This window comes from Bacteroides sp. ET336 (assembly GCF_024733815.1).
Taxonomy (GTDB): Bacteria; Bacteroidota; Bacteroidia; order Bacteroidales; family Bacteroidaceae; genus Phocaeicola; species Phocaeicola cellulolyticus.
In genome coordinates this window covers 1-22,274 of the sequence record NZ_JANRHK010000020.1, presented here as the reverse complement: position 1 = coordinate 22,274, position 22,274 = coordinate 1, and the positions used below count along the sequence as shown (strand labels likewise).

Sequence of the window (22,274 nt, the reverse complement as noted above, 5' to 3'; positions counted from 1 at the left end):
ATATTAGTTTGTGGTTTTCTTTATTTGTTATCTTTCAGAAATTGTTTGTAGAGAGCAGATATTTCCTGTGCTGATATGTCAAGAATTTTCATTGTGCGGAACATTTCCGGCAGTTCCTCGTTCAGGAATGTTTCTTTTCTGAATGAAAGAATTTTATTCTTTGCGCCTTCGCCTACGAAATACCCTATACCCCTTTTATTATATATAATTTCCATTCCTTGCAGATAGTCGTAAGTACGCATCATGGTATTTGCGTTCACTTCCACCATTGCGGCATACTCCCTTACGGACGGTATTCGTTCTTCTTCCTTGTATGTGTCATGAAGGATTTCGTCCATAATTCTGTCTGCTATCTGCAAATATATTGATTTCGATTCTTTAAATTTCATCTTCTGAACAGTTTTCTATCGGTGATTTGTGAATTTCTAAACAAATGATAACTAAGAGTCCAGTTAAAAAATGTAAGTGCCAGGAAGATAATGCTTATGGTAGAAAATATAACTTCCTCATTTATCCATGAACTTTTATCTGCCAGGTCTTCCATCCATTTTAATATATATATAAAAGTTCCTTCGTCAGATATATTAATCAGCAAATATAATATAAGGAAAAATACTACCATACATATTCCCCATGTTTTTATGAAAGGATGTTTTCTGAAGTATGTACCACCCAAAATATAAATGGAGTGTCCCCATAAACCGTTTGAAATTAAAAACAGGTAAGGCATGAATGTTGATGATGCTCCGTATGCTTCAGGATTGATATGAATTGTATCATAAAAAGAAACTGACATTATATCAAACAGACAGAAACTGGAAAATTCTTTCGGGGCATCGAATAGCGGCAGTAAAGCAAGTCTGGTAAGTTCAGCAAAAAACAGTCCCACAAAAAATATTACAATAGAAATAATACATACATATATTGCTCTGCTTATGAACTTTTCTCCGTTTGTAGCCGGAAGCATCATATACGAGATACGTTTGTTTTTTGTATTCATCACTTCCATTATTCTTGAGGCACATACAATTAGGTAGAAGAATGTCACAAATGTTAGTATGGAATGGAATGTATTGCAGAAACCTAGATATTGTGTCTCTCCGGTTTCTCCACGATTGCCGGACAAAACTCCGTACATACCGAACAAGAAAGCCATAGCCGCACCGGAATAGCATGCTATAAGCCTGTATAGGTTAGTTTTCCAATTCTCCATCATGTCGCGTTTCATTACCGCCATGAGTCTTGTAAAACTGAAATTAATATTTGTAGTCATAACCGTTCCTCCATATTTATTTGTTGAATACTTCCTGTATCTTGTTTCTGTCAGCCAACATGGCATTGAAAAGAACTTCCAGATTCATCGGACTTTCCTCGTCAAATCTATTTTCCAGAATGATGCTGTTACCTTGTACAGACGGTTGTATGAATAATGCCCCGTCGGTAGGCTCGTTCATGCTTTGTTCGCAGAAATACAGCCTGTCTGTAATTTCCTTTACCGATTTGTTAAGCAGCACCTCAGTTCCGTCTATTATTGTTATGTGGTCCAGCAGTCTGTCAATATCCCTTACCTGATGTGTAGAGATTATGATAGTCTTCTCGTCTGTCATTCCCGATGCGATGACTTTTCTGAACTGGCTTTTCGACGGAATGTCCAGTCCGTTTGTAGGTTCGTCCATGAGTAGGAGAGAGGTATTTGTGGCAAGAGCGAAACACATATATGCTTTTTTCTTCTGTCCCATGGAAAGTTCGCCGAGGTTGATGTCCATTCCTAAGTCGAAATCGTTGAGGCAAGTATTCAGTGTTTCGTTACTGAAATTAGGATAGAAACCACTGTTCAGTTTTACGAACTGTTTCATCGACAGGTTAGGTAAGTCGAACTCCTCAGGAACCAGATAAATGTCCGATAGTGTTTGAGGAAGACGTCTTCTGATGTCTATACCTTTTATAGTTACATTACCATGAGAAGGTTTGAGCAATCCGCAGATGATATACAGCAGAGTGGATTTACCTGTTCCGTTCTTTCCCAACAGGCCTATTATTTTCCCTTTTTCTATTTCAAGATTGAAATCATTGAACACCTGTTTGTTTTTCCCGTATCCGAAACAGAGATGTTCGGCTTTAATCATTGTTGTGTCCATAATTATATTGCTTTAGTGTATTAGTTTATTAGTACACTGCAAATGTATGCTTTTTGTTTGAAATAACAATAGGTAAAATAAGCCTTTAACTTCAGTTAACAATAAGGGCCAAAATAGCACTTCTGAAAACGCCCTTTCGTTTTAATCAAAACGAAAGTCCATTTCAATTGAAGCGTGCGCCCATTTTACCTTAAACGTGCGCCCGTTTTTTCAGAGGCATAAAATCTAATATTTTAATAGCCTTATTAATGTATATTATACACTTATTTGTATCTTTGCCATCATTGAAAGTTAACTTAATAAAGTATCGAAAAACATGAGAAAACTGTATCTTTTAGGATTGTTCTTTTTCGCTTCTGTTGGTGCAGAGGCCGGGTTACCACAAAAAATCAATACATTTCCAGTTAGTGATGTAAGGCTTACATTAGGGATGTTCAAACATGCTGAAGATTTGGATATATGTTATCTGATAGGGTTGAACCCTGACAGGCTTCTTGCTCCATATATGAAGGAAGCCGGTTTGAAACCAAAGGCAGAGAATTATCCCAATTGGGAGAATACCGGGCTTGATGGTCATATAGGCGGACATTATCTTTCCGCTTTGTCGTATATGTATGCATCTACTGGTAATGAAGAGATAGGTAAAAGGCTTGATTATTTTCTGTCGGAACTGAAACGCTGCCAGGATGCTTCCGGAAATGGTTATCTGTGCGGAGTGCCTGATGGAAAAACTATATGGAACGAAATAAAGGAAGGCAAGATCAATGCAAATCCTTTTGGGTTAAACGATAGATGGGTTCCACTCTATAACATCCATAAAACTTATGCCGGACTGAGAGATGCATATCTCGTGGCTGGTAAGGAAGAAGCTAAAGGTATGTTGGTGGCACTTACGGACTGGATGATGGATATCGTGTCCGGACTTACTGACGAGCAGATCCAGGATATGTTGAGAAGTGAGCATGGCGGATTGAACGAGGTGTTTGCCGATGTATATGCCATTACCGGTGATGAAAAATATCTGGAACTGGCAAAACGTTTCTCTCATAGATTTATTCTTGATCCGCTTGTAGAAAAAAAGGATATGCTTACCGGCAATCATGCAAATACGCAGATACCTAAAGTGATAGGTTTTAAAAGGATAGCCGATTTGGACGGCAACCAGGAATGGAGTTCCGCTTCTGAGTTTTTCTGGAATACTGTAGTCGAGAATAGAAGTGTGTCTATTGGCGGAAACAGCGTGAGAGAACATTTCCATAAGTCGGATGATTTTTCAAGCATGATGACAAGCGAGCAGGGGCCGGAAACTTGCAACACATATAATATGCTCCGATTGACTAAACTGCTTTACGGTACATCAGGAGATGTAAACTATATGGATTACTACGAACGTGCCTTGTATAATCATATATTGTCCAGCCAGAATCCTGTGCAGGGCGGTTTTGTTTATTTCACACCAATGCGTTCGGGGCATTACAGGGTTTATTCGCAGCCGCAGAACTGCTTCTGGTGCTGTGTAGGTTCGGGGATGGAGAACCATGCCAGATATGGCGAGATGATATACGCGTCGCGTGATAATGAACTTATCGTCAACCTGTTTATATCTTCTGTCCTCAATTGGGAAGAAACCGGCATGAGTTTCACTCAGGAAACATCTTTCCCTGAAAAAGAGCAGACACGTGTTATTGTGAAGAGTGAAAAACCACGAAAAATGAAAATAAGTTTCCGCTGTCCTGAATGGCTTGATAAGGAAAAAGCAGAATTTAAGGTAAACGGCGAAAAGGTTGAGACTGTTTTTGATTACGGATATTATACCATAAACAGAAAGTGGAAAGATGGAGATGCTGTAGAAATGTCTCTGCCTATGACTTTGCGTGCTGTGCAACTTCCTGACAAATCACCGTATTATTCGTTTATGTACGGTCCTGTGGTATTGGCTGCCGATTTGGGTAAGGAAAGACTTGACGGACAATTTGCCGATGACAGCAGGGGTGGGCACGTGGCATCCGGTCCACAGCTTCCGTTGCAGAATATGCCTGTTATAGTAGGTGAAGAAAAGGACCTTCTGGCAAATCTTAAAAGAGTAAGTCCGGACAAGCTTGAATTCAGATTGTCTGGCGTATATCCTTCAAGATACGATGGAATGATATTAAAACCATTCTATAAGACTCATGAATGCAGATACATGATTTATTGGGAACTAGTTTCTGGAGATGAATTGAAACATAGACAGGCAGAACTTGCAAAACAGGAGGCAGAACGGGTGAGGTTGGAAAATATCACAGCTGATATGGTGGCATGTGGAGAACAACAGCCTGAAAGTGACCATTTCATAGAAATGGAGAATTCTGTAATTGGCAGTGAACAAGGTACACCATGGCGTGAAACCAAAGGATGGTTCTCCTACAAAATGAAATCCAATGGCAAACCTGTGAATGCGGTTATGATAAACTCTTTCCCTGACGAAGCAAGAAGTGCCGAAATCCATGTAAATGGCGTGAAGATAGGTGAAATAAACGGCAGAGACTCAATTCATGTCTTGAAATTGTCTAAAGAGCTGCTTAAAAATTCGGAATGGGATGTAAAGATTATGTGTGGCAAATCTGATGTTACACCAAAATTCCGTTCTGTCAGATTGATTTTTGAATAATATAAACAATAGATAAAAAGAGAGGCGGAAGGCTGTATGCTGGTTTCTATGAACCGATGCATACGGTTTTTCTGCTTGTATCGTGGTTATTATAGGATCAACGTAAAATTTGAGGAATTCTGAAAAGTCAATGCTTATCTGCATGATGAATAGTAATCATAAGCCATATCTAAAATGCTGATAAATATTGATTTCACTGTTTTTTGCGGATAATAAGCCGCAAATTTTGCGGTTAATTATCCGCAAAACTGTATATTTGCAGAAAACAGTGATGCCTATGTATATACATGAACATAAAGAATGGCCTTCCTTTTCGTGGAACAAGGAACTTGTCGGTGAGAAACTGAACAAGGTAAACAAGGCTGTCGGTTATCTGATGGGACGCCTTAGTGTAATCGGTTTTAACGACAAGATGTCTGCCGTAGTTGAATCCATCTCTCATGACATCATTGCATCATCAGAAATTGAAGGAGTGGAATTGAACAATGAACAGGTACGTTCATCTGTAGCTCGCAAACTCGGAGTACAACTGCCGAATCCGACCGAATCTTCACGATATATAGACGGAGTAGTGGAAATGGCACTTGATGCAACAGTCAATTTCAACAGTCCGCTTACCCATGAAAGACTCTTCGGCTGGCACAACTGCCTGTTTCCTACCGGATGGAGCGGTCCAACGAAAATAGATGTAGCCCGATACCGCAGTGGAGAGATGAAAGTTATTTCTGGAATGTTCGGTCGGGAAAAGGTACATTATGTAGCACCAGCTCCTGAAAGAATAGACGAAGAAATGAATCGGTTTCTCGACTGGTTCAATTCAGATGCACATAACGGCTATTTAAAATCGGCAATAGCCCATTTGTGGTTTGTCTGCATCCATCCTTTCGATGACGGAAACGGACGAATCGGACGAGCCATTGCTGATATGGCACTTTCACAGGCCGAAAACTCAAAGATGCGTTTCTTCAGTATCTCCCACCAGATAAACAAAGATAAAAAACAATATTACGACATATTGGAGAAAACACAGAAGGGAGATTGCGAGATTACTGAATGGATCATCTGGTATCTTGACTGCCTGCTCCGTTCCGTCGAGCAATCCGACGAAACATTGTCAAAGGTTCTTAACAAGGCCATATTCTGGCAAACCCATGCCGAAACAGTCCTGTCCGAACGACAACGCGAAGTCTTGAATTTATATTTGGACGGTTATCCCGGCAAACTGACGGCTAAGAACTGGGCAAAACGTGTAAAGTTATCAACAGATACAGCAACACGCGATATAAAAGATTTGGTAGAGAAAGGTATTCTGATACCTCAACAGGGGAGGGTTCGTGACGTATTCTACGGAATACGGTGCAGTGACTCTATCCTAGTTATTCCTTTACCAGAAGATTTATAATTGTGCTTTATGCAAGCAGAAAGGCTGTGTTACAGTTTTGAAGAACAGATGCCATACGGCCTTTCTACCTTTCTTTTATTTACTACTCATATTTATGTTCTCCTCTATGCTAAAATAAAGAACTTTCGTTCACAATTCAGGGGAGTGAAAGATAAGGCTTACTTTCTGTTCAGACTATCGAAAATTTATGCGTAATTTCAGAATCCCTCAGGTTTTTACGTTAATCCCCAATATTTTGCCGTTTTTTGCGTGTCTGGGGAAAACAAAAAATCCCGATTTCGCTTGGAAATCAGGATTTTACTGTCTTTTACTTTTCTTCAAAGTGGTGCCACCAGGAATCGAATATTTAAATTCAAAATCCTAAATTACAGCACTTTAATATCTTTGGAAAAATCCCCGAACCACTGAATCAGCCATATGCCAAATTCACAAATTTTCGATAGATTCTCGTTAATCATCCTTTGACTTTGCAAAGGTAAGTGTTCGGTTCTATTCCTCCAAATATTTATATAACTATTTAGTGTGTTTACAAGCTCTTTGTATAAAGTTTAGCTTTTGATTATTAGTAATTTTAGAAATTTCATTCAAATGCCAAAACTTTGTTCCTTTCCAATATATCTATAATGTCCTGTTCCTTATACAGAATCTTTCCTCCTATTTTGTAATAGGGCAATTTACCATTCATTCTATATTCAATGAGTGTTCTTTTTGTTATTTTGAGAGCTTTTGATAATTCTTGTTCTGTAATATAACGGTGCCCGTCTAATATAGGTCTGTAGATTAAAGAATTTGTATCCAACATTTTGGATATACCTTCCATGGTTTCAATAAATCTTTTGACCTCATTACTGTCCTTATTCAATACCATCTGTCCCATTTCCATTATTTGTATATGTTTTAAGGTTTCTTCTCATATAGTTTAGAATATCTTCTTTTTTATAATATACTTTTCTGTCTATGCGACTGAAAGAGATTAGCCCTTTCTGCCTTAAAGACAATAGCTTCCTGTCTGATATATACATAAGAATACATACATCCTGATTATCCAACCATTCATTCAGTTCAGATTTGGAAGTGTTCAGTCCTTTCAGTTGTTTTTCTATCTTGAACAATATGTTGTTCATTTCCATAAATGCGCCGGCTTCTATGTTCACTATCTCCATAATCATTAGTTTAAGTGGTTGGTACAAAAATAGAATAGAAGGCTGTGGAACACAAGAGATTATCATCAAAGTTCATAATATGACATCAGATATCATAGCGAAGCCACCGGACTATGCAGATCGGAGGGAGCTGAAATCCCTGTCTTATTTCGGGATTTGATAAGCAGTCTATGTTTTGTTATTGAGGAAGGTGGATTTTCACAGTATTTGTGAGGTCATATATGGGATATAAGGATAGCCGTCTTTGATTTACGGCTATGCGTCACGTCGGTCGCAGTTAATCCCTGTAATCTTTTATTTAATTCCAATCCGTTTGCCGCCGCATTCTTTTTCTGGTGAATTTTCATGGCGACAGCCATAAAGAAAATTCTCCTGAAAAAAGGAGTAAATGCGGCTGGCAAATCAGGATTGGGATTTATCTTTGATGGAAGGGATAACTGGATATTATTCTTTAGATTTCGTAAAAAGTCCTTTAGCTGTTCTTTATTACTTTCAATTAAATAAAATGAGTCTATTTATATTTGTTTATAAGATATTTTTTTGAAATATTTAGTATACTATTATAGGACTCTATTAAAAAATGTCTACTTATCTCAATAATAATTTCAAGATAGAATCGAGTTATTTTGTTTTGGATTTAGATGTTTTTTGTCTAAATGTAAGGAATTTACTGACTGTTGTGATTTTTTTTCTTTGTAATTTTCTGATAATATTATTATTTGTTACCTTTATGGAGTAATCGCCATAATTGATAAAAATATAAAAATGATGGGATTCTTATGGTAAAATGTATTATGCAGAAAATAGCTAATTTTTATATTCATTATATTACCTTTTTATTGAAGTGATGAAAAAATATTCAATTTCTGTTAAATGCAATTATCGAGAATTATAGAATAAACAATGTAAATAGCAAAAAATGAAATAGAATGAAAGCTAATTACAATATTGAAAAACTATTACATATGACTGATCAAGAAATTGTTCAGGCAATTCTAAATCGGGATAAAGAGATAACATTTCTATATTTGTACAAGAAATGTTACCCAATTTTTAATACTGTACACAGAAAGTATTACACAGATTGTGAGACTCCAACAGAATTGATAAATGAAATCTATATTTATATTTTAACCCCTAATAAGAAAACCGAAAAATGTAAACTTGCAGATTTTGGATTCCGATGTACATTAACAATGTGGATTAGAATTATCGTCGAGAACTATTGTCATCAACTTTTTGCTAAAAAGAAAATTATAACAGAAGATATATTAAACCAAGATGATAGAATCCCCTCTGAAAACAAATCTATAGATATAGATATTAATGTTGAAGATTTTGAATTTAATAATTTAATAAGAGAGGATGTTATGAAATTATTGAACATGATGCCCAACAAACGGTATAGACAATTACTGATATATAGATATTTAGAGGAAATATCGAACGAGGAAACAGCAAAGCTTTTAGCTTTGACTATGGCAAACTACTATAATGTCCATCTTCGAGCAAAAGCTCAATTCTACACTATATTAGAAAGGGAGGGATTAATATGAAAAATTATAATGATATTATAAATCGTTTTGACGACATTGAAGACCTTCCTATTTCAGAAGAAATGCTTGGAGCTTATTTAGAAGAAAAAATTTCAGATTCCGAATTAGAAACTATAGAATCATACAAAGAAGAAAGTCCTATAATCTCAGAAATTATTAAGGAAACAAATGATTTTCAAATATCTATCGATGATTCTGATGTTGATAATTATGAGACAATAGAATATCAGGAAATGCAAGATTTTATCAATTTAATGGATTTTGATACAACGATACTTCAAAATGATGTAAACCATTTTTCATCTGATTTATTGGACACTGCAGAAATGCAGGAAAAATACAACGTTGAAAACGAAAACATAAATAATTTATCCAAAATGAGTACAAATCTTAATTCTGAATTAAACTCTTCTGCGGCTTACCGAATTTTTGGAGAGGATGGTAATGGTAGTTCACCTGCATTTGATCCTATGATTTATCAAGGGTCAGAAGGCGTATGTGCGATTCGCAGTCAACAGATTATCTTGCGCGATTATGGAATTGACATACCATTAGAAGATCTTAAACAGTATGCAATTCAAAATGGATGGTATGATCCAAGTGAAGGAGGAGGAACACCAATGGGCTATGTAGGTGCTCTTCTTAATGCTTGCGGTGTCGGAGTTAGACAAGAAACGAATTGTACAGTATACGACATAGCAAACGAATTAGCGCAAGGGCATAGAATAATAGTAGGTGTAGATGCGAATGAATTATGGGCTGACAGAGACGGAAATATAAAAGAACAATTTAGCGAATTCTTTAAAGATGTGTTAAATGAAGAAGCTAATCACGCTTTAGTTGTTGCAGGAGTTGAGGTTAATCCTAATAACCCTGATGATGTTAAAGTGATTCTTACTGACCCAGGAACTGGAGATTTGAGAATTGAATATACATTAGATGAGTTTATGGATGCATGGGAAGATTCTGATTATTTTATGGCTACAACCACAACACCAGCTCCATTTCAATACGATGAAGTGCATAGTTGCATGGTTCCATCTAATTTTGCAGTAAACCAGTTTATAGATGCAAATAGTTTACCTCTTAATGCTGATGTAAGAATACCAGAAGGATATCTTGCTTCAGATGCATATTATACAAAAGGGCATCTTGATATTATTGGTCACGACAATGATGGTAATGAAATAAGTTATGATGAATATAGTTCAAAACTATCAGAATGTAAACAGATGTTTAAAACGCCAGGTAGTTTTGGACAAGATCATTTTGACCGAGATAGTTTTATCACTGCATTCAAGCACATGATAGGTATCGATGATACACCTGTGCCAGAACCTGATCCTGATCCATACCCAGAACCTGATCCTGATCCTGATCCATACCCAGAACCTGATCCTGATCCATACCCAGAACCTGATCCTGATCCTTCTGATGATAGTGATGATGATGACGAAGTAGATGATGATGACGAGGTAGATGATGATGACGAGGTAGATGATGATATTTTCTAATATTTAACGTTATAAATTGAAAAAAATGGACGAGAATATAAAGGAGCAAGCAATGGCTCTTAAAAGTAAAATAATAAAATTAATGGGCAATATGAAATCATTTACGGTAAAATACCCTAAAGCTGGATTGCCCAAACCATCAAATGATTTTATCCTATCAGAAGAGTTATTAACCAAAGGAGATTTTAATCTTGCAGTATGTGGCAAAGTTAAGAATGGGAAAAGTTCTCTAATTAACGCATTAATAGGGAAAAATATTCTCCCAGTTTGTAATGATGTGGCAACCTCTCGAGCATTCAAAATATCAAACGCTAATGAAGATAGTTTTTTTGTTGTATATTCAAATGGTGATAAGAAAGCTATTACAGTTGAAGAGCTTGCTCAATATGGAAGTCAGGCAGAAATTGACAATGTAGGCGAAATTGCAACAAATGAGACTATTGCTTATATACAAGTCAATACGAAAGTCGATTTTCTTCCAGAAGGAGTTTCATTAATAGATACACCGGGAATTGGTTCTACATATCCACAACATACCAATATCACAAAACAATATCTGAGAAATTCTGATGCGGCATTATTTGTAATGAACCCGTCACCCCTTGAAGATATTGAAATAAACTTCTTAAAGGAAGTAGCAGAAATAACACCAAGCATAATTTTTGTCACAACAAAAATAGATTTATGTGGCAATCAGGTAGTAAATGATACTATGGAACGAAACAAGAATCTTATCTCCAAAGCTATAGGAGAAAAACTTGTATTAGGACTCTATATGTTAAAAATGTCAAGTAGTTTACTAATGGATGCTGCGCAATCGTCAGATGAAGTCATTTCTAATTTTAATTATGAGATATCCGGATATGCAGATGTAAAAGATGCCATACAAAATATTTGTTTTTTGACCTTAGGATATTATCGCGTTGGTATCGCATACAATAATGCAGTTGAATATTATCAAATAATACAAGAATCTCTCCAGAATCGTAAAGAAGCATCTATTGAAGCTGCAACAAAATACGAACAACTCATTTCTCAATATGATAAAGCAAATAAAGAATTCTCTGAGAAAATGGGGGATAATAAGAAAAAGGAAGTTTTAATGAAGATTGAAACTATCCTTAAAACGATGGAAATGGATTTTAATCAAATATTCACAACCAAGGGAGAAATATCTGAAAAATACACCCAAGAAATAGAAAATCTTTCATCTGAAGAAATCGCTTTATATGGTGAAGATTTAGGAGAGCGTATAGTGAACGATGTGAAAAAATCATGGGATGGACTTACCAATTTAGTATGTGAAAAGATTTCTTCACTTTTAATACAATACAATGATGAATGTAAATTATCAATTACTGATTCCGTAAAGATATCAGTATCTGGAAGTGGGGTAGGAGATCCTCAGATTCAAAATGTAGATTTACGTGATAGAGTTGGGAAAATGAGAACAGAAATGTTTATGGGAACTGCTGTAACAGGTGCACTCGGCACATTAATAGGTGGAGCTTATTATTTCCTTCCAACTCTAGTTGCTCCAGCTCTTCCTGTTTTAGCACCGGTAATGGTTGTTTTAGGGGTTGGTGCTGTATTATGGGGAGCTATCAGCGGTAACAATAAAGCAAAAAGGGAGAATTTACAGAAGAATAAGGCGCAGTTATTAAAGTATGTTCAAGAATGCTTAGCAAATTGTAGGAAACAATTAATTGAGACATCTCTAGCTAATAATCAATATCAATCACTTTACCAAGGATTTTTGTTGGCTATTAGACAACAAGCAACGACTTCTATATCATCAACTTATGAAAAATATAAGTCAGAATTAGACGCAATGAAAACAACAATAATTCAATCTAAACAAAACCCTGAATACATTAAAGCGATTGAACAGTTGATAACCCAATGGACTGTCAACAAGAACGAACTTAATAACATACACACATTAATAGAATCAATTAAATAGTATTGTATGGCAAACTTAGGTATTGACTTTGGTTCATCATACACCACAGTAGCATGGCTAAATCCACTAAATGGAAAGCCCGAAGCCGTAAAATTTAATGGTGATGGTTCCGTTAAGTTACCATCAGCAATTCTTGTTACAAATTTTGGACTAATTATAGGTTTTCAAGCACTTAATTATTTAGAAGATGTCTATAAACTACCTAATGATGTAAAAATAGAAATACTATCAAATTTTATACCATCCATAAAACGTATTTTAAATCCTGATATAACAGAAACACTTGGGGAAAAACAGTATACTCATGAAGAATTGTTAACTGCATTTTTCAGGTATTTGTTAGAACAAGTAAATGCGCATTGCGGACATAACATTCATTTTGACAGTGTCACTTTCTCTTATCCTGTAGACTTTACAGAATCTAAGAAAAGAATAATCAGGAATGCTTTTATCAATAACGGATTAAAGATAAAAGACGAAAAATACGAGCCTCTAGCTGCTGTAAAAGGATATAGCCTTGGCCACTCTATAGATGATAACAATAGCATTTTAGTTTTTGATTTCGGTGGTGGTACTATTGATGTAGCTTGTATAAAAAAAATATTCTCTGAATTAAAAGTAGTATGCGAACCGAAAGGAAGTAGTTCTTGTGGAGGACAAGATTTAGATTTTTTAATATACAATGACTTACGAAAGAAAATCCAAACACAATATTCGTTTGACATATCAGTAGATGGATTAGTAGATTATGGAATTCTAAATGTATGTCGTAGACTAAAAGAATATTTTAGTGGAAAAAATGATTATTATGAAACCCAATTAGCATTAGTTGTAAATGGACAATTTATTAATTATAAATATGGATTAAGTAGAGAAACATTCAATAATATTATTTACCCTAAGATACAGGAAGCAGTTGGTGTAGCAAAACAGGTCATAGCTGATGCAAAAAGGCTAAATTTGACAATAAAAACAGTTCTATTAATTGGTGGAAGTTCACAGTTAACACTCGTAAAAGATTTACTTTGCGAATTGCTACCAGAATCTATAATAGAAACGTGTGGAGAGAAAGATATTGCTGTTGCTTTAGGAAATCTTGAGTACCAAGCAGAAACAACAACTATAGTAAATAAACCTGAAAATCCAGAAAACAAAGAGCAACTTGAGCTGGATAAAAACAGATCGATGAGATGCCAAAGATGCCAATCAGAAGAATGTTATAAAATGATTGGTAAATCCGGATACCATTGTACAAAATGTGGTTGGGAAGGGAGAAATATAATTATTCACTTTTAAGATTAAAATAAATATGAACATACTTATGGTTGGCCATAGTGGTGCTGGAAAGACTTCTTTTATGGCAGGAATGTATAAATACCTTGGAGAGTCAGCCGAAGGATACGGAATTAGTGCAAAAAAAGTAAATCAGAAAACACAACTAAAACGTATGGCAGACTCTCTTGTGTCTGGTCATTATCCAGCAGGGACAGATGTACAAAGCAAATATGAATTTGCATTTACCGTACATGGCTCTGATTTAATCCCATTCAATTGGATTGATTATAGAGGAGGAATCCTTTTAAGTGATGATCCAGATTACAATGACATGGATAAGTTTATGTCAGCAATTAAACAAGCTGATGCACTTGTTGTATTTTTAGATGGCCAGAAACTTTCACAAGCGGGGTCACAATGGAATATGGAGTATGACATACTTATATCTTGTATTGAAAGTTCTTTAAGTGTTGAACATAATTCATGGTTCCCAATCAGTTTTGTTATAACAAAATGCGATTTGATACCTGATGGAGCATCTTTTAATGGATTAGACCGATTTTCAAATCTATTTTCTCAGATAGATAAAAGCGATAAAGTTGGAGCAATGTTAATACAATGCTCAATAACACCAAAATTTTACAAATTACCGTTTATGGTTCTAGCCTATAGCGTATATGGGGGAGCACCTATTTATGTACAACGCAGCAATGCAGCAATGGAATCAGCAAATAGACGAGCCGAAAGCCATAGACCAACCTCTATTATAGGTAAAATATTTGGTATAGGAGAACAAATTCTTAGTACAGCAGCAGCTACGTTTGATTTGGATTGGGAAACTGAATATGAAAAAACGTGGGCTGCAGAACACGATGCAGAAGTACAACGACAAAATCTAGAACAATTATGTAGTTGTGCTGATGATTTAAAAAATAAACTAATTTCGTGGTCAAATGACGGCTACGTTCAATTCTTATAAACTATGGCAGATAAAATTTCTTTTTATGGATTAAGTGGAGCAGGAAAATCTTGTTTCATTTTTGCGATGTCACAGGCTCTTTCACAAGGTATATTATTTAGTGATGGTGAATTAATGACAGTAATAACGCCAGATCCTCGCCAAATGCTTAAGTTATATAAAGCTTATGAGAAAATGGTCAACGGTTCTTGGCCACAAGGAACTGACACATCCGTTACTTATAATTTTAATGTCCGAAAGGCTTTAGAGTTGATGATGTCTGTTGACATAACAGATTTTAGGGGAGGACTTCTTGATTCTATAGAAGAGGACGATGAAGAAGAACAAAAAAAATTATTTGATTCATACAATGAATCAAGCACTTTACTTTTTTTCTTTGGTGCAGATAAGGTAAAATCAGCAATGCACGGTGATATGTCGGCTAGATTTAACTTTCAACACTTTAATGCTTTATATGAAAGCTATTTAACAAGTTCTACTAACGGGAAAGACACACCAGTTATGGTTGTGTTATCTAAAGCTGATATGCTTACTGATGATGAAAAAGAACAAGCCTTCAAGTTTATCAAAGATCAAATGAGACAATTATTTGGAAAAGGAACTAATCGTACAGTTGGATTAACAGCTGTTTCATTAGGAAAGAACCTTACAAATGAAGGTGGAGAACTAGAAGGTGAACTTGATATCAGAGCTACAGCTGGCAACTTAAGCATACCTATTTTATTTTCATTATTCAACTTAATGGCAAGACGTATAGAACAAACAATAGGAAAAATATCCTGTTCGGAATCTGACTTACGCACCTCTCAAAATTCATTAAATAAAGAATTATCTCGAAATTCATTCGTTAGATTCTTTGATAATAACGAGGCCTCTATCCGAAGACAAATAAATAGTCATAAAGCAGTCATAGGAAAAGAAAAAGAATTACTAAATCGTATGAATTCTTCTATGTCAGCTATAAAAACATATCTTTTATCTGGCGCAGAAATATATATTAATGGAGAAAAAATAACACAATAATGAAAGCTCAATATTTTATATATACACGTAATCGAAAGGTTGATTACAAAGCTATTCTATCGCCTTCAGAAGAATTTTGTCCTAAAGAAACAAGGAAAAAATTTCTTCAAGATATAAGAGGATTAATTGACATTGAAACATATGATGACCCTCTTGATACACCACGATGGTTGTACTCATGTTTTAATGGATTTGTTCTGTTTGGACTCGGAGTCATGAATTCTAATTTAAGTGATGAATACAATACCGATTTTACGGGTCGTCCTGTTCGCGGTTTCTTTGGGATCGTAATGAAATACACCACAGAATCAACTATCCTTCCAATGGATATAAACTTTTACAGGCACATATATAAGAAAGAAATTGAACCAATTTGGGAATTTGACAATGACCATCTACCCTATCCGGTAAAAGATATAGATATTGATATTCAAGATGGAATAAATGCAATACATCCGGCTAGTGCGCACATTGATTTAAATTATCAAGAAAATAAATGTGTCATATTGGGTAACGTAAATTTAAAAGATGTTTTTAGCGTTGCATTAACATCTTCCCGTGATATTACTATTGTTACTGGGTTTAATAACAAAAAACATGCATTTGCAATAGATTCCGAATACAAATTCATGAACGCTATAGTAAATGGGGTATATGAACGTGAAGAAAGAATAAGAGAAAACAAGAAGAATCATAAAGAAGGAGAAGAACAAGTTTCACAAAACACACCAGCACCTACACCTGTACCACCAAAAAAAGATTTTCGCCTGAAGCTATTGGTTGGAGTAATCATACTTCTAGCACTATCTCTTCTACTTATGAACAAAAGCTGTCAAAAAGATCAGAAGAGCCCCAAGCCTTCAGTTTCAGGCGACACAATCCAAATAGTAAAATCTTAGATGATAAAATGAGTATTAATGAATCAGATGAGAATAATGATACTATAATATTATTAGATTTAATACATAAGATGGTCAGTCGGATTGGATTAAAGAAATCAATCCAAATTATTAAAATGATTCTCAATAAATGATAAGTTGTGCATCTTATGATGCACACTTATTTAAAATAATCAGTATGTACGAATATAATAATATCAAGTTCAGAAGTAATTTTGAGCAATCGTCCCGTGGAAAAGAGATTAAAGATATCAACATTCATTGGATTGACATACAGAAATTAGCTCTTGAGGATAATGATAATTTTACTAAAAGTGATTTTATATTTTATGGGAACCGACAACTTCGAAAGAAATGGTGGTTCTTATTTATCCCTTTTATAAATCTTGTAGTAATTATTCAAGGACTGATATATTTATTAACAGCCCCAATCCGGCTCAATAAAAATAATAAACAGTTACGTAAATTGCATTCCAATGCCAATGATATTGAGGATGTAAATAAACTATACAGAATAATTCGAAATAATCAAGGCTTATTAGGATTATGCATGTGGGGTAAAAATTTCGAATTTAAAAGGAAAATAATATTACAGCCTGTATACGTTCGTATAATACGTTGCAATGATGATACCTTTGTTATAACCAACCAAGATAAAAAAATGGGATTATATAATTCTATGAATGGAACATGGATATTGCCATGTATAAATGATAATATAGCCATTTTTGCAAACGATTTATTAATTGTTACTAATAATGGTACATCATCACAATATTCTTTTAGCGGATATCGCATAATCAAATAAAACTGTAATGAAATTATTTTATTTTTTATTATGGCGATAGAAGTAAGTAGAATATACTATCTTTATACTAAAAAGAAGTCATATGAACGGAAATTCTATAATATCTAGGACTCAGTCTTTATTAGATGATTTTAGTGTGTATATTGATAATTCAGTATGGCGCGAAAAATATAGTTTCGGATTAAAAGCACTACAACAAGAATTAACTGCGCCTTGTGTGTTAGCCATCGCAGGAAAAGTAAAAGCAGGAAAAAGTTTTTTAGTAAATGCCTTACTCGGCGTTGACCTTGCTATGACCGGAACAACAGAAACAACAGCAACAATTAATATCTTTAAATCAGGGAAACCTCCATATAAAGACAAACCTATATTATGCCAATATATAGACGGTAATAAAGAATGGAAAGAAAAGTCTTTTCTTGATAGTCTTCAAGGGACGACTAAAGAGACCCTTGCTTTAACCTCTAAAATAGATAGATTAATATTTTATATTGATAATAACCCTGTATTGGAGCATGTAACTTTGGTTGATACTCCAGGAATTGGAGCAGAAGTAGGAGAAGATGGCGACTCTCATCAAATTCACACAGATGCTTATTTTAAATTACGAAGTAGGCATCAAGAAGAAACGGTAAACTTGTCTAATTCTGCTGATGCAATGATTTATCTGTTTAATACTGTTCCCACAGAAACCGATAAAGAGTTTCTAGATACTCTATACAATGGGGGACAGGGATTAACTTCTTTAAATGGAATCGGAGTTTTATCAAAAATAGACAAAGATATTCATCAAATTGATAATCTACAAAAATTTAAAAAATTGTTCGAATTGGAACTATTTACCATAGTTCCAACATCTGCAACAATATTCAAATACACACCCAGTATAGCTGAAGCTGAAGTTTTAAAAAATAAACTACAGAATGGTTTTAACACCGAAAAAGGATTCCTATTAGCAATGGGAGCAGAAACAGCATTTTTGCATCCAAATCTACCCATGTGTAATCTTTCTGTTGAAGAAAGAGAAGCAATTTTATCTTCTTACGCATCTAAAGACTTGTCTTGGAGTACTTTTGCTTTAATCGCAAAAGAATTGTATTATACTAACGATATAGAGAAAAGCATTTATAAGCTTCAACAATTAGCGGGTATTTCAAAATTAAAAAATGTAATTAACGATCATTTTTTCAAACGTGCTCGCTTATTGCGTTGCAATAAAATATTAACAGAAATCAACAAATTGCTAAAGGATATACAATATAGTGAATATTACTTAACCATAGATTTTTATGCCCGTGAAAAAGAAACATGTATACTTGAAACAGAAAAGCTCTCTCCTAATGTAAGAAATATAGTACAATCATTGATTCGTAATTATATCCCAAAGAAAGAGGATGTTATACTGTTTAAACAACGGATTGCTGCATTTAAGACAAGTATCGAAGAGTTACAAGAACAATTATCTCTTATTAATAAATCATATCTTGCATATCAAAAGATTATTAGCAATCAAAATTCTTTTTCTCAAGCAGAATTAGATGAACTTAGAGATCTTCTAACAGGACAGGAAATATCTCTCGATTGCCAACAAAGGCAAAAATATTGGACAGCAGTATATAATTGCTCTGCACCTAACAGTACAAAACAATTTGCAGCTTCTGTCGCAAGAGCTTTGTATAACGATAAATTAAGGAAATTATGAAATTAAAAAAAATTTTTGAATGTATCAAATGTTTTATAATTGGAGATGACAGAGATACAAAGAATGATATTGAACGTATTCTTTATCCAGAAGAAGATAATAACACCAATCTAAATGAAGGATGTCAAACGCATCAGACACTATATATACCACCAGAAGAACCTTATGATAAAAAGGCAAGTAATTCCTGCGAAAGGAACTATGGTATAAATCAGAAAGATATCATTGATACTGTTCAAACAGAAAATTTAGATTCAACATCATATGACAATTGTAAAAAAATAAATAAAAATGATAATAAAGAAACACTACCTATAATAAACGAACTGGTAGAATTAATTATAGAGTTTGATAGGACAAAAAGTAAACTAATAGCAAGCGAATCTGTTGAAATTATTTCTTTTTGTCAGAATCGAATAATAGAAAGTATTGTGAAACAATCTGGAGATCTAATAAATAATGACACCATATATTCGAATGAACGGCATATCCCTATGCCTTTTATAATAGCTCCCAATGGAAGTACAATAAAGAAAATTTTACGTCCAGGTATTATCATTAATAATAAAGTGGTATTAAAGGCAATAGTAGAACTTGATATTTAAAAAATAAAATTATTATGGAGAATAAATTAGGATTAGGTAAATCTTATCGTATAATACGCAATATTAACTGTTGCATATACGGTTTTGGCGCATTTTATTCAGCTATAGATACTATGAGATTGATAAACGGATTAGCAAGCAATCCATTTTCCCCAATCGCATTTCTTGCTCTTTCTATGTCCTTGTTAGGGATATATATGTTAGAAGAAAAACAAAAACGATATGGTATGGTCATGATAGTTGTTGGTGGACTTATTGGCGGATGGGGTATTGCTGCTGATCCTTTACATCCAGGTGACGCATTACTTTCCATTATTGTTTTTGGTGGATTGGCAATATCTCAAGCATTATCATTTAACTGGAAAGAATTCTTTAACAGAAAGAACAAGAATAATTCATATCCAAAATATAAGAATTATAAAAACGAAAAGATTAAATAATCACATAGAAGGTGATTTTGTCGCATTATACTAAATACTCATTTTTAAACATTGAGGTTTGGTTGCAACTTTGCTATTGCAAGTACAATTGAACCTCAATTATTATAATTATGCATTCGATTAAATACACATTGTAAAACTGGCCATTTTTCTCACATACCCAACTGCAATTGGTGTATCGAGAATATAGGAATTATAAAAAATATACAAAGAAATAAATTTCACATATTGACGGGTTATGAAAACAGAAGTATCATTTAAAGAATGTTCAATAGAAACCTTAGAGACCATGGCAAAGCAGTTACAATTATCTCTTGAAATGGCTTTGGAATGTGATTCTTATCAGGATTCTATATCAGGTATAAAGGAACAATGCAAAAGAGTTTTATGTCGAGCGCAAGAGTGGAAAAGCAAGGCCTTCTTGATTATCGTTGTAGGACCTGTCAAGTCTGGCAAGTCAACCTTTGTCAATCTACTGGCTCATGAGAAGGTGAGTCCGACACATTTTCTGGAATGTACCGTGCGACCATCTATCATATCTAAAAAGAAAGACGAAAACACAGAAAGTTTAATAACAACCTTTATTACAAAAGGGAATCCTACAATGGAGCATGTGGATGCCATTATTGATTACATTAAGGGTTTGGAGTTTGCAGATCTTGGACAAATTAAGGAAGAAAGCCCTTGCCTACTTACGGATGAAAACCTGGATTGTAAAGTGTCGTATCGCATAGGATTTGAAAATATAGAAAATGGTAAAGTTGCACTTACGTCAATTACTGCTAAAGGTGGTGAATTTCTTCAAGATAACATTTTTCTGATAGATATGCCTGGATTTGATGGAGTATTAGCTAATTTAGATCAACCGTTCTACGAAGCTATCATTAACAGAGCAGATCTTGTTGTGTTTGTACAAAGCTCTAATTCGGCTATTAATAAAATCTCCGAGAAATTTTGCGAACTGATAAGTAACCGTAATGGGTCTATTCCCATATATTTTATCCACAACTATTTTGATTCAGTTTATTGGCATACTGAAAAAGAAAAGAAAAAAGCTAAAGACGGAAATATCGAGAAGGCTTTAGAGTTCTTTAAGGAACAGAAAATGTTCGTTACGAAAGAGAAATGTAAGTGCATCAATCTGGGTAAAGTGACAGACGCAAGAGATATGACTTTTAGAAATGACCCTGAAAGATTTCTCTCAGGCTATGATGAAATGCTGGAATCTGAGAACGCCCTATTTTCTGAGATAGAGTACGAACTTTATGAAAAGATTAGTTCTACCCAAAACAGAACGAGGTTACAGAACTGCATTTCCAGGACTGTTTCGGAAGTAAAGATACTTCGTAATTTGTTGGAAAACAGGAAAAAGGTTCTTCAAGATATAGAAGCAGAATATAATAGGATAAGTGATTTATTTGATACACTAAGGAGAAACACAAAACCTGTGGACATCGCTTCGTTTTTAAGTTTAAAAGATAAAGAAACAATACTTATTGATAAATTAAAAGATATTAAGAAAGAATTTTGTAGAAGCATTAACTTAACAGCTAGATATAATACAGAAGCCACACGTATAAAGGGCCGAGATTTAATACGCATATATAAAGAAACAACAAAATCATTTATAGATGGCTATTTTGATCCATCAACCGCTCAACAGTCAATCCAAACAAATAGCAACACAACTTTTATATCATCATTACAACCGGAACTAAAAACCTATAACAGTCTTTTAGAAGAAATACAATTAGTAGAAGAAAACATAGAATTTGATTATTCGCCAATTGAAAGAGAGTATGATGTAGAAAAAATAATAGAAAAATGGTATACAAGAACCCGTAAAGGAGAGGATGTGGTTGATTGCATGACTGATATTGAGCATACCCTCTTTGGACTGTCATCTGAGAATCCCTGTGGCTTTATACCACAACAATTTTATCCAACTCTTCAGAAAGAATTTAAAACATGGATTATAAAAATAGCGAATTCTTATTATGAATCTTACATACAAAAGGTAAGTAACACAAAAACCGAAGTACTAAAAAGTATTATTACCAATATTTCAGTACATAAAGAAGAAATAAAGAAAATAGAAGAACTTGAGAATAAAATCAATACGATTCTGAAAAGTATTAATTTTAAGAATAACATACA

General features: G+C 34.3%; 19 protein-coding genes and 1 pseudogene. 15 read left to right on the top strand and 5 right to left on the bottom strand.

All coding sequences use genetic code 11. The annotated features are described in order from the left end of the window. Positions 1-20 precede the first annotated feature (20 nt). From NW213_RS14295 to NW213_RS14285, 3 genes are read right to left on the bottom strand one after another with little or no spacing between them, the layout of a single operon-like run. Positions 21-389: a GntR family transcriptional regulator gene (locus NW213_RS14295; RefSeq protein WP_154044518.1), complete on the bottom strand. Its 369-nt coding sequence runs from the start codon at positions 387-389 to the stop codon at positions 21-23. Further along, a complete protein-coding gene (locus NW213_RS14290; RefSeq protein ID WP_258323185.1) occupies positions 386-1,273 on the bottom strand; it encodes a hypothetical protein in 888 nt (295 codons plus the stop codon). The genes NW213_RS14295 and NW213_RS14290 overlap by 4 nt, the downstream gene beginning before the upstream one ends. Before the next feature lie 16 nt (positions 1,274-1,289). Then, entirely contained in the window at positions 1,290-2,126 is an 837-nt protein-coding gene (locus NW213_RS14285; protein ID WP_258323208.1) for an ATP-binding cassette domain-containing protein, read from the bottom strand. 328 nt (positions 2,127-2,454) lie between these two features. Between NW213_RS14285 and NW213_RS14280 the strand changes: the two genes are divergently transcribed. The 3 genes and pseudogenes from NW213_RS14280 to NW213_RS17035 all read left to right on the top strand — a co-directional run. Further along, positions 2,455-4,788, top strand: coding sequence for a glycoside hydrolase family 127 protein (locus NW213_RS14280; protein ID WP_258323184.1), 2,334 nt, complete (start codon positions 2,455-2,457; stop codon positions 4,786-4,788). 277 nt (positions 4,789-5,065) lie between these two features. Then, on the top strand, positions 5,066-6,190 hold the full coding sequence (locus tag NW213_RS14275; RefSeq protein ID WP_258323183.1) for a Fic family protein: 1,125 nt from the start codon (positions 5,066-5,068) through the stop codon (positions 6,188-6,190). 108 nt (positions 6,191-6,298) lie between these two features. Further along, positions 6,299-6,385, top strand: a pseudogene (locus NW213_RS17035) (transposase); the annotation flags it as partial. 385 nt (positions 6,386-6,770) lie between these two features. On the opposite strand, the gene NW213_RS14270 reads toward NW213_RS17035, so the two are convergent. Together NW213_RS14270 and NW213_RS14265 are read right to left on the bottom strand one after the other, a co-directional pair. After that, entirely contained in the window at positions 6,771-7,067 is a 297-nt protein-coding gene (locus NW213_RS14270; RefSeq protein ID WP_258323182.1) for a helix-turn-helix domain-containing protein, read from the bottom strand. Further along, entirely contained in the window at positions 7,045-7,353 is a 309-nt protein-coding gene (locus NW213_RS14265; RefSeq protein ID WP_258323181.1) for a helix-turn-helix domain-containing protein, read from the bottom strand. The genes NW213_RS14270 and NW213_RS14265 overlap by 23 nt, the downstream gene beginning before the upstream one ends. Before the next feature lie 929 nt (positions 7,354-8,282). On the opposite strand from NW213_RS14265, the gene NW213_RS14260 reads away from it, so the two are divergent. The 12 genes from NW213_RS14260 to NW213_RS14205 all read left to right on the top strand — a co-directional run. Beyond that, positions 8,283-8,909 (top strand): RNA polymerase sigma factor, encoded by a 627-nt coding sequence (locus tag NW213_RS14260; protein ID WP_258323180.1) that lies wholly within the window; start codon positions 8,283-8,285, stop codon positions 8,907-8,909. Beyond that, positions 8,906-10,423, top strand: coding sequence for a hypothetical protein (locus tag NW213_RS14255; protein WP_258323179.1), 1,518 nt, complete (start codon positions 8,906-8,908; stop codon positions 10,421-10,423). The genes NW213_RS14260 and NW213_RS14255 overlap by 4 nt, the downstream gene beginning before the upstream one ends. 25 nt (positions 10,424-10,448) lie before the next feature. Further along, positions 10,449-12,386: a dynamin family protein gene (locus tag NW213_RS14250; protein WP_258323178.1), complete on the top strand. Its 1,938-nt coding sequence runs from the start codon at positions 10,449-10,451 to the stop codon at positions 12,384-12,386. A gap of 6 nt (positions 12,387-12,392) precedes the next feature. Next, positions 12,393-13,682, top strand: a complete 1,290-nt coding sequence (locus tag NW213_RS14245) for an Hsp70 family protein (RefSeq protein WP_258323177.1) — start codon at positions 12,393-12,395, stop codon at positions 13,680-13,682. A 13-nt stretch (positions 13,683-13,695) separates the two neighbouring features. Then, positions 13,696-14,640: a hypothetical protein gene (locus NW213_RS14240; RefSeq protein WP_258323176.1), complete on the top strand. Its 945-nt coding sequence runs from the start codon at positions 13,696-13,698 to the stop codon at positions 14,638-14,640. A gap of 3 nt (positions 14,641-14,643) precedes the next feature. Next, entirely contained in the window at positions 14,644-15,663 is a 1,020-nt protein-coding gene (locus NW213_RS14235) for a hypothetical protein (RefSeq protein ID WP_258323175.1), read from the top strand. Beyond that, entirely contained in the window at positions 15,663-16,562 is a 900-nt protein-coding gene (locus tag NW213_RS14230; RefSeq protein WP_258323174.1) for a hypothetical protein, read from the top strand. Before NW213_RS14235 ends, NW213_RS14230 begins: the two co-directional genes overlap by 1 nt. Positions 16,563-16,740: 178 nt before the next feature. Beyond that, complete coding sequence (locus NW213_RS14225; RefSeq protein ID WP_258323173.1) at positions 16,741-17,370, top strand: hypothetical protein; 630 nt, start codon at positions 16,741-16,743, stop codon at positions 17,368-17,370. Positions 17,371-17,452: 82 nt separating this feature from the next. Then, complete coding sequence (locus NW213_RS14220) at positions 17,453-19,072, top strand: dynamin family protein (RefSeq protein WP_258323172.1); 1,620 nt, start codon at positions 17,453-17,455, stop codon at positions 19,070-19,072. After that, positions 19,069-19,677, top strand: a complete 609-nt coding sequence (locus NW213_RS14215; RefSeq protein ID WP_258323171.1) for a hypothetical protein — start codon at positions 19,069-19,071, stop codon at positions 19,675-19,677. The genes NW213_RS14220 and NW213_RS14215 overlap by 4 nt, the downstream gene beginning before the upstream one ends. Positions 19,678-19,691: 14 nt before the next feature. Continuing rightward, complete coding sequence (locus NW213_RS14210) at positions 19,692-20,117, top strand: hypothetical protein (protein ID WP_258323170.1); 426 nt, start codon at positions 19,692-19,694, stop codon at positions 20,115-20,117. A gap of 238 nt (positions 20,118-20,355) precedes the next feature. After that, a partial coding sequence (locus NW213_RS14205) for a dynamin family protein (RefSeq protein WP_258323169.1) occupies positions 20,356-22,274 on the top strand: 1,919 nt, incomplete at its 3' end.